Raw genomic sequence first — 12,318 nt, 5'->3', positions numbered from 1 at the left:
CCCGAACCAGCCACTACCAACGCCGATTACAACTCACATAACGAAGTGCGGCTGGAGTACTAGTCCACTACCCGGCTTGAGCGGTGTTCGACGGCCACAAGTGCCGTGGAGGAAACTCCACCTGGTGCAGCCCGAGCGTCCGCGACGATCCTTGACCGAGGCGTACAGCGTGCGCGACCGGGGTCCCGATCCGGTCCACGCGAAACGGGCCGGTTCTGAAGGAGAAGATCAGGCAGTCGGCTTCGCCGGGTCAGGCCTGGGGGTGGCAAGGGCTCCGAGTTCGACCGCGTGGCGGATGGTGGTGGGGCGGAAGTAGGCGCGTTCGGCGAGGGCTTGGGCGAGGCCGGGTGCGAGGGCCGCGGCGCGGAGGCGGCGTGGGGTGATCACGCGTGCCGAGCGTTGTTTGAGGCCGCGGATGATGTCGGCGACGACGGTGTGCAGCGGCACGGTTTGGAAGACGCCGCTGAAGCCGTTGACGAGTTCGGTGGCGGCGGGGTTGTCGAGCGCGTCCCTGATCATCGGTGTGCGGAAGATGATGGGGTGCACGCTGCCCACGGTGACCCCGCTGGTGCGCAGTTCCAGCCGTAGGGCGTTGCAGAGTGCCCAGACGCCGGCCTTGCTGGCCGCGTAGGCGCCGAGCATGGGCGGGTGGATGTAGCCGACCATGGAGGACATGGCCAGCAGGTGCCCGCGTTGTTCGGTGACGTGTGGTGCGGCGGCTTTGAAGGTGCGCCACACGCCGCCGAGGTTGACCTCGATGACCCGGTCCCAGTCGGTGTCGGTGGTGGCGCTCAGGGCGGTGACCGGGCCGAGGACGCCGGCGGCGGCGATGGCCACGTCGAGGGACCCGAAGTGTTCTCGGACCTCGCTCATGACCGTGGTCAGCTGGTGCAGGTCGCGGACGTCGGTGGCCCAGCCGCGGGCTGTTCGGGTGTCTCCGAGGCGCGTGGCTTGGGCGTGGACGCGGTCGGCGTCCTGGTCCAGGAGCGCGATGCGGGCGCCTTCGGCCCGCAGTGCTTCGGCCAGCGCGACCCCGAAGCCTCCGCCGGCGCCGGTGACCGCGACGGTGCGGCCGTTCAGGTCGTAGCTCATGACGCGAGGAACTTCAGGACCGCCGGCACGAACCGCTGGTGGTGCTGGAAGACGCCGCCGTGCCCGGAGTCGGGGTAGATGATCAGTTGTGCGTTCGGGATGCGCTCGGCCAGCACGCGGGACTGGCTGGTGGCGACCATCGCGTCGTTGTCGCCGTTGGCCACCAGCGTCGGTTGGGTGATCTTGCTGAGGTCGTGCGGCTCGCCGAGCCCGGCCTCTCGGATGGCTTTCAGCTGTGCGATGCGTGCCTGGTGGGAGATGGGCTTGTCGCGGTCCGCGGTGCGTTCGCGCAGGCGGGTCAGGTAGTCGGTCGCGGCCCGCCTGCCGGCGGTGTTGCGGTTGAAGAACAGGAAGTAACGCGGGTCCCGCCGGGTCAGCGCGGCCTGCAGGTACGCCTTCCCGACGATCAGCGGCATTCTGGTCAGCCCGCCGCCGCCACGGTGTCCGGTGCCGGTCAGGATCAGCCGGCGCACCAGGTCCGGGTTGGTCAGGGTGACCTCTTGGGCGACGGCGCCGCCCAGGGAGAAGCCGAGCAGGTCGACCTGCTCGTGACCGAGGGTGCGGATGAACGAGGAGGCGTCGGCGGCCATCGCCGCGACCGTGTGCGGGACCTTGCCGCCGGTTGCTCCGATCCCCCGGTTGTCGAAGGCGATCACGTGGCGGTGCGCGGCCAGGCCGTCGACCAGGCGGGGATCCCAGTCGTCGAGCACCGCGGTGAAGTGGTGCAGCAACACCAGCGGTGTCTCGCTCCGGGGTCCGAGCTCCCGGTATACGAACGTGGTGTCGCCGACGTCGAGCGATTTGGTCGGGGTGTGCCGCCAACTGGTGGTGGCGGCGTCCAGGGGTGCCTTGGCGTTGGTCATCGGTTCACTCCGTGAGTGGTCTCGGTGGTGAGCCGGCCGCGGTCGGCCGGTGGCAGGTCGGGGAAGGCCGGGGTGTCGATGCCGAGGCTTCCGGTGCTGGCCAGCGGGCGTACCCGTAGGAAGACGCCGGTGTGGTGGGTGTCGGCGGTCAGCGCGTGTTTCATCGCGTAGGCGTGGCCGCCGGGGGCGTAGGCGTAGTCCTGGGCCATGGCGACGGTCTTCCACAGGCTGATCGAGGTGTGCTCGAACGGCAGCTTGGATGAGATGTCCACGCTGCCGCGGTGGCCGGGGTGGTGCGCGGCGCGGCTGGCGGCGTGCATGTTGTTGCGCAGGAAGCCGGCCAGGTGGCGGGGCCGCAGCACGCCGTGCACGACCACCACCAGCGGCTCGTCGGCCGCGAGCGGTTGTGCGCCGGTGGCCGAGGGTGCCCAGCCGTGCCAGCGGTGGCTCTGCTCCCGCAGCCGCACCCGGGCCACCTCGCCGTCGAGGCTGAACCGGCCCCGGCCTTCAAGGGCGGTACATAGTGGACCGCGCCAGGCCGCCGCGGCGGCCTCGGGAGAGTCCCAGGCCGCGACCAGGGCGCATCCGCCGGGGATCACTCTTGGCACGATCGAGTGCGTGCCGTTGTTGGTGTGGTTCACGGTGGCGGCGCGCAGCCCGCCGGGCCCGCCGGCCAGCGCGGCCCGCACCGCGCGTCTCCAGCGCAGGACGCCCCCGGCGGGGCGGGCGACGGCGTCGATGGTCAGGAAGTCTCCGGCGCGGGCGGGTGCCACCGGGATCACCGGCCGCGCTTCGGGCGGAATGTCGCCCGACCGTTGCGACGCAGCATCGCCACCGTGGTGGCCAGCCGCCCCCGCTCCAGGTCGGGGGCCAGGCCGGCGCCGACACGGTGCAGTTGATCGGCGTGCCAGCCGATGTCGAGCAGCCCGTCGAGGGCCTTGAGGTCGGCGACCTTGCCCAGGACCCGCCGCATGCTATAGCGCAACTGGTGGGCGGTGAGGGCGTCGGCGCGTCCGGACAGGATCGCGTCCGCCGCGTCGGTAGTGGTCGCGGTGGGCCGGGCGATGCCCACCACGTCACACTCGCCGGATTCGACCGCCGCCCGCATCGCGGCGCGGGTGCGGAATCCGCCGGTGACCGCCAGCGGCAGGCCGCCGGCCAGGCCGCGCACGGTGCGGGCGTAGTCCAGGAAGTACGCCTCCCGGGCCCGGGTGCTGGCGGCGGCCGAGCCGGTCATCGCCGGTGACTCGTAGCTGCCGCCGCTGACCTCGACCAGGTCCAATCCTTCCCCGGCCAGCGCGGACACCACGGCCCGGGACTCGTCCTCGGTGAACCCGCCGCGCTGGAAGTCCGCCGAGTTGAGCTTGATCCCGACCGCGAAGCCGGGTGAGACCCGGGCGCGGATGCGGCGCACGACCTCGAGCACGAACCGCATCCGCCGCGCCGGGTCGCCGCCCCACTCGTCGGTGCGCCGGTTGGCCAGCGGAGACAGGAACTGCGCCACCAGGTAGCCGTGCGCGCCGTGCACCTGCACGCCGTCGAACCCGGCGGTTTCACACACCACCGCGGCGGTGGCGAACCGTTCGATGATGTGCTCGATCTCGACCGGCGTCAGCTCGCGGGGCGTGGCCGCGCCGGGCAGGTTGAGCGGGATCGGGCTGGGGGCGACGGGGGTGTGCCCGAGCGCGAGCGGGTTGGACTGGCGTCCCGGGTGGTTCAGCTGGATCCAGATCGGGGCGCCGCCGTCGTGCGCGGACTTGGCCCAGCGGGTCAATGCGTCGAGGTCGCGCTCGTCCTCGATCACCACGTTGCCCGGCTCGCCCAGCTGACCGCGATCGACCATCACGTTCCCGGTCACCAGCAGCCCGTAACCGCCCTGGCCCCAGGTGGTGTACAGGCGTTCGAGACGGCCATCGGGTGCGTTGCTCCGGGTGCCCAGGGCTTCGCTCATCGCGGACTTCATGATCCGGTTGGGCAGTACCTGGCCGCAGGGCAGGCTCAGCGGATCGTGCAGGCCGGTTCGTTCGAGGGCGTTGTCCACGGTGCGCTTCTCGCTTTCGTCTCGGGTGCCGGAACTCAGCCGGCGAGCTTGTTGACCTTGCGGATCTGCCGGTCGAAGAACCGGGACGGCGCGATGCGCCGCAGTGAGCTGATCTGGGCCGCCGTCGTGCCGGCGGTGTAACGCGTCTTCGGCTTCGGGTCGGTGGCGGCCTTGACGATCACCTGGGCGACGACGCCTGGATCGTCGCCCGCCCGGATGCCCGCGCTCAGGACGTCGTCGGCGATGCGTCGCTGGACGGCATAGGCCGGTAGCGGGCCGTCGGGCTCGGTGACGCCCGCGTCGAAGCCGGTTTTGGTGTAGGCGGGCTCGACCAGCACCACCCGCACGCCGTGCTCGCGGACCTCGTGGTCCAGCGACTCCGAGTACCCCTCCACAGCGTGCTTCGAAGCGGCGTACACGGCCCCGTACGGCGCCGGGATCAGGCCGAGCACCGAGGAGATGTTGATGACGCGTCCACCGCCCCGGGCGCGCATGTGCGGCAGGACCGCCCTGGTCATACGCAGCACACCGAAGACGTTGACGTTGAACACGTGCCGGTCCTGGACCAGCGAACGCTCCTCGGCGGCGCCGGCCGAGCCGATGCCGGCGTTGTTGACCAGCACATCGATCCGCCCGAACCGATCGATCACCCGCTCCACCACATCGGTGGCCGACTCGTCGTCGGCCACGTCCAGGTCCATGAACGTCACCCCGTCCAGCGGGGCGACACCGGCGACGCAACGGCTGGTGCCGACCACCTCGTATCCCGCATCCACCAGCGCGCGGGCACCCGCCCGGCCGATCCCCGTGGATGCACCCGTCACCAGCGCCACCGGCCTATCGATCGCCATCGTCCGACCCCATCCCAGTTGCTATTATGGTCGTAATATTATTACCATAAGACAAAGAACGGTCGGATGGCAAGCGGTGGGCACGAGCGAGCGGAGGAGCGTGTGGCGCGGTACGGCGCGGAGCACAAGCAGGCGACGAAGCGGCGGATCCTCGAGGTGGCCGGCCATCGGTTCAAACAGGACGGCATCGACGGCTCGGGCATCGCCACCGTGATGAAAGACGCCGGACTGACCAACGGCGCCTTCTACCACCACTTTTCCTCTAAGGAGGACCTGGTGGCCAACGTGGTCGCCGAGCAGCTACGCGAGCAAGCCACCCAGTTCCGCGGCCGGCCACCCACCCGCGCCGGAGTCGAGCAGATCGTGCGCGACTACCTCTCCCCGCAGCACCGCGACCACCCCAGCGACGGATGCCCCTCGGCCGCCCTGCTCGACGAGATCGGACGATCCACCCACCCGGTCAAACAGGCCTACACCGACGGCCTGATGACCATCGTCGACGACATCGCCGCCCGCCTCGCCCCGCACGACCCACCCTCCGCCCGCGCCAGGACACTCAACGCGATCGCCCTGCTGGTCGGGACACTGCAGCTCAGCCGAGCCCTCGCCGACCCACAGCTCGCCGACGACCTGCTCCAACAGGGAATCCGAAACGCCCTGGCCGCACTGGGCATCAACGAGCCGGAATGAATGAACGCGACATCACCCGCCTCAATGAGACGAGCGCTCGGCGCAGTGGCCGGGCGAGGAAATCGGAGCCCGGCTCGCGAACCACATCGTGGCGCGTTGGGAGGGCACTTTCCGGTGAGTTGATCGGATTGCCGCCGCGCTCGAACGGCACGAACCCAGGCGGCTAGGTCTGTTGACAGTCTGTGTGCGACTTCGGCCGGCGTGATGTTTCCGCTGGTGGGGTCTCGCTGCGGTTTGCTGAACAAGGCCCGCTACAGCCGAGACGCCAGCTTCGCGGCGCTACGCCAACAAGCCCGATTCGTTACCGCCATGGCCGCCAGCCCGATCATCGGCATCCTACTCGGCGGCCTGCTACTCGGCGTTGTGTCCGCCCGCGAAGCCCCGATCCCGCTGTCCTCGATCAAGGTCTGGAAGCACGACCAACCAGACACACCCACAAGCACGGACTCCCCAGAATCTGCCAGAAATTTGACGCAAGACAGCGGGTTCGCCTCGGCCCCCGCAATCGAGCGATCTGTGCCTACAGGCGATATCTGTCACATACAGGCGCTAGTTGTCACTTGGGGGTTGGCGGGGTTTGGTGGCCGGTCAGGGTGAGTCCGGTCAGGGCGATGAGCATCCAGGCGGCGACGTAAACGAACGCCGTGGTGGGTGAGGCGAGGGTGTAGAGCAGTCCGGCGATGGTGCTGGCGAGCACGTTCCCGCCGGCTTGGATGGTGGCGAGTATCCCGAACGCGGAGCCTCGCAGGTAGTCGGGCGCGAGGGCAGCGACAGCGGCGGTTTGCCCGGTTTCGGCGGCGCCGATGCCGATACCGGCCAGCACGAACGCCACCGCCAGCGGCACCACGGCGGCGGGGGTGAGCGCGAACAGCAGGTAGGCGGCCAGGAACGCGGCCGCCCCGCCGGCCACGACCCGGCGTGGGCCGGTGGAGCCGAGCCGGTCGGAGAGCCGGCCCGCCGGGTAGGAGGTGAGGGTGGCGGCGATGTTGTAGGCGGTGTAGAGGCCGAGCGCGAGGGCGGTCGCGGCCTGGCCGCCGCGGGCCGGGGTGAGGAGGTCGGTGGCGCGCAGGATGAGCAGGGTGGCGGCGAGGTTGCCGACCTCGAACGCGGTGAACGCACCGAGCAGCCAGCCCAGCCGGCCGCGCAGCACGAGGCGCACGTGGATGCGCAACCGGTGCCGTTCGACCTGCTTGGGGAGCTTGGCATGGCGGATGGCGTACACGATCGCGGCCGCGGCCAGCAGTCCGGGGATGACCGAGATCAGGATGGCGGTACGCACGCCCACCGACGCGACCAGCCCGAGCGCGAGCAACGGGCCGAGGATCGCGCCCAGGTTGTCCATGGTGCGTTCAAACCCGTACGCCCGCCCGTAGGCGTCGGCTGGGACCACATCGGCCAGCAGGGCGTTGCGGGAGGGCACCCGCAGCCCGCGGGCCGCCCACGCCGCGCCGCGCAGCACCCCGACCTGCACGACGTTGCCGGCCACACCGATCAGCGAGGACAACACCGCGGTCGTGGTGTATCCGCCGACCGCGACCGCGCGCCGCCGCATCGGATCGTCCGCCAGCGCGCCACCGACGAACCGGGCACCCCCGGCGAGCCCGTCGGCGATTCCCTCGATGACCCCGAGCGCCGCGGCCGGGGCGCCGAGGGTTGAGGTGACCAAGCTGGGTAGCAGGGCGGTGGGGATCTCGTGGCCGACATCGGCGAGCAGGCTCGCGGTCCCGATCCCGGTCACACCGCGTGTCAGCCACGGACGCCGTCCCTGCGCGGGCTCGGTGGACGCGCTGTCAGCTGGCACGACCACAGCCTGGCATCGCTGACCGAACGCGGCTCAACGAGCGGCCCCCCGCGTCGCGTCCCGGGCGGTCAATCCGGAGCGCCCGCATTCGCGGTTGGTGACCAGTACGACCTTGTCATCGGGCCGGGCGCGAGCCGTCCTGACGTGGACCAGGCGTCCTAGCCAATCCGCTGGGCGCTGGCGGGGTTAGCTCGCGCGGGCCAGGCAAGCGGTCGCGTGCAGCGGTCGTATCACGGCGGGTGTGATCGCCAGCGTGAGCAGCCCGGCCAACACGACCGCCGGCCAGATCAGCGAGGCTGGTGCGAGCGCGCCCCGCACGGCGAGATAGATGGCCGCCTGCGCCACGGTGAGGGCTCCGAGAGCGGATGCTGGCGTAGGTGGCCCATCGCTGGCCGTGCGGCCGCCAGCCGGTCAGCGCCCGTAGGTGGGTGGGGGTGACCAGCAGGAGCAGTCCGAGCGCGGCCAGGCCGAGCGCGGCGGGGCCGGTGTACTCGGCGCCGGTGTCCAGGGCGAGCAGGATGGCCGGGCGGGTGTGCACGGACCACGGCATGGGCGGGGCGTGGTCGAGCACGGTGCGCCACCCCAGCCCCACCACCGCGCCGACCAGCAACAGCGCGGTGCTGAGCTGTTGCAGGTGCGGGCGCAGCAGCTCGGCCCGCAATGCCGGTCCGATCGTGGCCGGTGAGCCGAACTCGCGCACTGCGGTCGTCACCGCATGCTGAGCGTCCATGCCGGTAGCTACCAGGTGTTCGGCGACAGCCAGGTGGGCAAGGTGATTGCCCACAGGTTGTGAACAAGACGGCCACCAGCCACGGCGAGAACCGGACCGGCGCGCAGCACGGCGCGGCGTACCGGATGTTGCGGCGCGTAGCGGGCGAGGATGTCGCTGATCCGCTCCTCATAGGTCATCTGCTCGCCGCCGGGGCCGGTGGTGAGGTCGGCGGCGGTCAACGCGTCGTGCAGCGGTGATTCCTCGTAGGGGAACTCGGCGAGCAGTGTATGGGCGAGACCGCGTTCGGCGGCCTCGAAGCGTGCTCCGGAATGGTGTGCAACCAGGCTGACCACCACCGGCGGCCAACCCTCGGCACGCAGGTAGCGGGCGCCGTCCAGCGGGTGAAACCCGGTGTGGCAAAGCCGCGGCGAGTACCCGATGGCGTGCAACCACGCCGCCGCCACCAGAACCGGCCGCTGCTCAACCGGTACCGCCGAGGCCAGCTCTTCGGCTCGCCGCGCGACCGCCTGCACGTGGAGCCAACGGCGACCCAGCGGCCCGACGAATCGTTCCGCTACCGCGCGAGCCTCGTGGAGGTCCACAAACCCGAAAGAGTAGCCGCGCACGGCCTGACCGGCGGCCGGCTCACCCGAATGCCCGACGATCGCCCAGTTCACCGCCGCTTCCTCCTACGGTGCCGCGACCTGGAGGCGAGGGAGCTGGTCGTGGTGGAGTTACCCGAGGCGGTGCGCCCGATGCTGGCATCAGCCGGGTCACCGCCGAGTGGCCCCGGTTGGGCCGTCGAGTTCAAATGGGACGGCGTTCGGGCCATCGTGGCCGCGGCTGGCGACAGGGTCCGGGTCACCAGCCGCAACGGCAACGACGTCACCGCCGGCTACCCCGAAGTCACCAACGCGATTTCCGGATTCCGCGCATGGGGCTCGGTGCTGCTGGACGGCGAGCTGGTCGCACTGGACGCCGCCGGCCGCCCCGATTTCGGCCTGCTGCAGCGCCGTGTCCATGTCCGCGCCCCCACCGAGCTGCTGCGCGCCCAGGCACCGGTAGTGCTGTACGTGTTCGATGTGCTCCAACTTGACGGGGACTGGGTGACCGGCGAGTCCTACGACACCCGCCGAGAGCACCTGCTCGCCCTGAGTCTCGCGGATGAGCGGGTCAGCGTGCCGCCGGCGAGCGAGGACGTGCCAGCCGAGCGGATGCTCGACATCGCGCGTACCCACGGCTTGGAAGGCATCGTGGCCAAGCGCCGCGACTCCCGCTACACCCCCGGCCGCCGCTCCAACGCCTGGATCAAAACGGCGCTGATCACCACCCAGAAAGTCATCATCGGCGGCTGGACCGCCAGGGAAGGCCACCGCCACAGCACCATTGGTGCGCTGCTGCTCGGCGCCCGTGACAGCGCGGGCCACTTGCGCTACCTCGGCCACGTCGGCACCGGCTTCACCCACGCGATGCTGCGCGACCTCCTCACCCAGCTCGAACCCCTCACCACCTCGGACAGCCCGTTCGACGAGGCAGTCCCGCGCGAGCACGCCCGCAAAGCCCGATGGGTCCAACCCCGCCTGGTCGGGGAAGTCGTCTACCGCACCCTCACCGCCGACGGCCGCCTGCGCCACGCCGCCTGGCGCGGACTGCGCCCCGACCGCGACCCAGGTGAAGTCACCCTCACCCCGGAGAGCGGCACGTAGGGATCACGCCCGGCCGGAAACGGCTGGCGGGACGATGACTGTGCTCGCCGCCGGGCGGTCCGTCGTGGTGCCGGCCGCGTGAGCCGCTCGCGATCGCCAACATCCGAGCTCGTTCAACGACCTCTGGGTCCGCGTCCTGGGCCACGCGCCGATCGCGCCCGCGAGGAGGACCCGACCACCAGATCACGCAGGATCGCCGCCCACTCCATCACGAAGACGTGCGATACGGCGGTGAATCCGTCGCCGGAGAAGAGGCGCCGGGCGAGCGAGCTGGATCCGGGAACTGACATGTCCATCGTCGCGTGGCCTTCCATGGCCCCGGTCAACCCGCGTTCGGCCTGTTCACGGGCCTTGTTCAGCAGTTGGCGCCGCAGAAAGACGCGCAGCGGCACCGCCAGCGCAACAATCATGGCCGGTCCACCGAGGAATTCGGCGGTGGTGAACTGCCAGCCCATCAGCAGCGCCATGATGATGCCCAGTTCCACCACGAGGTTGGTCGAGCCGATCTGGAAGGCCATGGCGCGGTGAGTTGGCGCCCTTCGGAACAGGGAACGGGCCAGCGCGACCGCCGCGTACGAGCACGAGGACGAAGCCGCGCCCAGACCGGCCGCCACCGTCAGGGTGCGTGGACGGTCATCGCCGAGCAGGTTGGCGATGGTGGATTTGCGCACCACGGCCTGGATCACCGCTGACGGCGCAAATCCTAATCAGCGCCCAGCGGATCTCCCAGGCCATCGCGCCGGCTAGGACCAGGGCATGGCCGATGGCAGCCACCCGTCTCACCTCCAGCCCCCTGCACTACCCGTCCGGACGGCACCGAAACTAGACGGCGGGTCGCGCGGCTGAGCTGGTTGGCCTGTGCTCCTGTCGGTGCCGGTTGTCTAGACCGTCACCTTGGTTCGCATGTTGGTGTTCTGGCGGGTCGGGCGGTTCCGGGCCGCGCCGGTGCGGGCGTGGGTGGCGTAGAGGGTGAGCCCGACGAAGGTGATGCCGCCGACCAGGTTGCCGAGCACGGTGGGGATCTCGTTCCAGATGAAGTAGTCGGCGATGGAGAACTTGCCGTGCAGCATCAGGCCGGAGGGGAACAGGAACATGTTCACCACCGAGTGCTCGAAGCCCATGTAGAAGAAGACCAGGATCGGCATCCACATGCCGATGACCATGCCGGACACCGAGGTGGAGATCATCGCGGCGACCACGCCGGTGGAGACCATCCAGTTGCACAGCACGCCGCGGATGAACAAGGTCAGCATGCCGGCGGCGCCGTGCGCGGCGTAGCCGAGGGTGCGGCTTTCGCCGATCGCGCCGAGCTTTTGCCCGACCGCGTTGGGATCCACGGTGAAGGCGAAGGTGACGATGACCGCCATCATGAGCGCGACGGTCAGCGCGCCGGCGAAGTTGCCGAGGAAGACCAGCGCCCAGTTGCGCAGGACCGAGCGCAGCCGGACCCCTGGGCGCCGGTCGATCCAGGCCAGCGGGACCAGGGTGAATACGCCGGTCAACAGGTCGAAGCCGAGCAGGTAGAGCATGCAGAAGCCGACCGGGAAAAGCAGCGCGCCGACCAGTGGTTGCCCGGTCTCCACGGTGATCGTGACGGCGAACGCGGCGGCCAGGGCCAGGATGGCGCCGGCCATGTAGGCGCGCAGCACGGTGTCACGAGCGGACATGAAGACCTTCGCCTCACCGGCGTCGATCATCTTCGCCACGAACTCGGGTGGTTTGAGATAGGACAAGACGTCGCTCCTTGGCCGCGTCGTAGGAGGGGCCGCCGGGGAGTTGTGACGCCGAGCCCCGATCATGCCCCGAAGATCCAAGCTGTCCGGCCGAGTCTGGGGAGTGACAGTTTCCGTCCTGTGACATCGCGGGGAGTATCAGATCAACGCGCGCTCACCGCGGTCCGGGGCACCGTGTGATGCGGTGTGCTCTCGTCGTGGGTGTTCCACGTGGCGAAGGTCGTGCGAGGTGGTGACCTTCGACCCGGTGGTCGGTGTTCGAGGGGACGCACACTGTGCCGAGGTGCCGAACCCGTCAATGCAGGTAAGGGGTCTTCGTGAGCGCACCCGGACGTGGGTCGTTCGTCGTGGTCGGTGTGGATGGTTCGGACGCGTCCTTGGACGCGCTGCGCTGGGCGGCCAGGCAGGCGGAGCTGACCGGCGCCGCGCTCCACGCCGTCACCGTATGGCAGTGGCCGACCACCTATGGGTATGCCCCGGGCTACTCGGACGTCGACTTCGCGGCTCTCGCGGAAGAGACCCTCACCCAGGCCGTCGAGCAGACGTTCGGGACCACGCCTGGTGTCGTGGTCGTTCGGCGGGTCCTCGAGGGGCATCCGGCCTCCGCGCTCACGGAGGCCGCTCGAGGGGCGGATCTGTTGGTGGTGGGCAGCCGTGGGCACGGGGGTTTTGCCGGGATGCTGCTCGGTTCGGTGGGCCAGCACTGTGTCCAGCATGCGCCGTGCCCGGTTGTGATCACCCGCCACATCCCCGCGGCGAGGGAGGTCACGGGCGCACGGGCGTCGTCGCGGCGCAGCGGCCGGCCAGGAAGCTGACGAACCGGGTGGGC

The 12,318-nt window shown here is 70.2% G+C and carries 13 protein-coding genes; 3 read left to right on the top strand and 10 right to left on the bottom strand.

The annotated features are described in order from the left end of the window. Positions 1 to 228: 228 nt before the first annotated feature. The 5 genes from ABEB12_RS15945 to ABEB12_RS15925 are packed head-to-tail and all read right to left on the bottom strand — an operon-like array spanning position 229 to position 4,847. Positions 229 to 1,092, bottom strand: coding sequence for an SDR family NAD(P)-dependent oxidoreductase (locus tag ABEB12_RS15945; protein WP_185059728.1), 864 nt, complete (start codon positions 1,090 to 1,092; stop codon positions 229 to 231). Then, positions 1,089 to 1,955 carry an alpha/beta fold hydrolase gene (locus tag ABEB12_RS15940; protein ID WP_185059731.1) on the bottom strand — a complete coding sequence of 289 codons (867 nt, stop codon included), beginning with the start codon at positions 1,953 to 1,955 and terminating at the stop codon, positions 1,089 to 1,091. The genes ABEB12_RS15945 and ABEB12_RS15940 overlap by 4 nt, the downstream gene beginning before the upstream one ends. Next, positions 1,952 to 2,728, bottom strand: coding sequence for a hypothetical protein (locus ABEB12_RS15935; protein WP_185059733.1), 777 nt, complete (start codon positions 2,726 to 2,728; stop codon positions 1,952 to 1,954). The genes ABEB12_RS15940 and ABEB12_RS15935 overlap by 4 nt, the downstream gene beginning before the upstream one ends. Before the next feature lie 5 nt (positions 2,729 to 2,733). Further along, positions 2,734 to 3,996, bottom strand: coding sequence for an NADH:flavin oxidoreductase/NADH oxidase family protein (locus ABEB12_RS15930; RefSeq protein WP_345702859.1), 1,263 nt, complete (start codon positions 3,994 to 3,996; stop codon positions 2,734 to 2,736). Positions 3,997 to 4,031: 35 nt separating this feature from the next. After that, entirely contained in the window at positions 4,032 to 4,847 is an 816-nt protein-coding gene (locus ABEB12_RS15925) for an oxidoreductase (RefSeq protein WP_185059735.1), read from the bottom strand. Between the two features lie 66 nt (positions 4,848 to 4,913). On the opposite strand from ABEB12_RS15925, the gene ABEB12_RS15920 reads away from it, so the two are divergent. Further along, positions 4,914 to 5,537, top strand: coding sequence for a TetR family transcriptional regulator (locus tag ABEB12_RS15920; protein WP_221497589.1), 624 nt, complete (start codon positions 4,914 to 4,916; stop codon positions 5,535 to 5,537). Between the two features lie 556 nt (positions 5,538 to 6,093). Here the strand turns inward: ABEB12_RS15920 and ABEB12_RS15915 are convergent. The 3 genes from ABEB12_RS15915 to ABEB12_RS15905 form a co-directional block, all read right to left on the bottom strand. Further along, positions 6,094 to 7,275 (bottom strand): MFS transporter, encoded by a 1,182-nt coding sequence (locus tag ABEB12_RS15915; protein WP_345702858.1) that lies wholly within the window; start codon positions 7,273 to 7,275, stop codon positions 6,094 to 6,096. Between the two features lie 178 nt (positions 7,276 to 7,453). Then, positions 7,454 to 8,050, bottom strand: coding sequence for a hypothetical protein (locus ABEB12_RS15910; protein ID WP_185059738.1), 597 nt, complete (start codon positions 8,048 to 8,050; stop codon positions 7,454 to 7,456). A gap of 26 nt (positions 8,051 to 8,076) precedes the next feature. Beyond that, positions 8,077 to 8,727 carry an HD domain-containing protein gene (locus ABEB12_RS15905; protein ID WP_345702857.1) on the bottom strand — a complete coding sequence of 217 codons (651 nt, stop codon included), beginning with the start codon at positions 8,725 to 8,727 and terminating at the stop codon, positions 8,077 to 8,079. Between the two features lie 48 nt (positions 8,728 to 8,775). On the opposite strand from ABEB12_RS15905, the gene ligD reads away from it, so the two are divergent. Then, entirely contained in the window at positions 8,776 to 9,756 is a 981-nt protein-coding gene (ligD, locus tag ABEB12_RS15900; RefSeq protein ID WP_345702856.1) for a non-homologous end-joining DNA ligase, read from the top strand. Positions 9,757 to 9,869: 113 nt separating this feature from the next. Here the strand turns inward: ligD and ABEB12_RS15895 are convergent, their stop codons facing one another. Together ABEB12_RS15895 and ABEB12_RS15890 are read right to left on the bottom strand one after the other, a co-directional pair. Further along, positions 9,870 to 10,442 (bottom strand): permease, encoded by a 573-nt coding sequence (locus ABEB12_RS15895; RefSeq protein ID WP_345702855.1) that lies wholly within the window; start codon positions 10,440 to 10,442, stop codon positions 9,870 to 9,872. A gap of 195 nt (positions 10,443 to 10,637) precedes the next feature. Further along, positions 10,638 to 11,489 carry a formate/nitrite transporter family protein gene (locus ABEB12_RS15890; RefSeq protein ID WP_185059740.1) on the bottom strand — a complete coding sequence of 284 codons (852 nt, stop codon included), beginning with the start codon at positions 11,487 to 11,489 and terminating at the stop codon, positions 10,638 to 10,640. Between the two features lie 317 nt (positions 11,490 to 11,806). Here ABEB12_RS15890 and ABEB12_RS15885 point away from each other — a divergent pair, with 317 nt between their 5' ends. Beyond that, entirely contained in the window at positions 11,807 to 12,304 is a 498-nt protein-coding gene (locus tag ABEB12_RS15885) for a universal stress protein (protein WP_185059741.1), read from the top strand. Positions 12,305 to 12,318 lie beyond the last annotated feature (14 nt).

It is taken from the genome of Actinospineispora eucalypti (assembly GCF_039543365.1).
GTDB classification, from domain to species: domain Bacteria; phylum Actinomycetota; class Actinomycetes; order Mycobacteriales; family Pseudonocardiaceae; genus Pseudonocardia; species Pseudonocardia eucalypti.
This window is presented reverse-complemented; position numbering and strand designations above follow the sequence as displayed.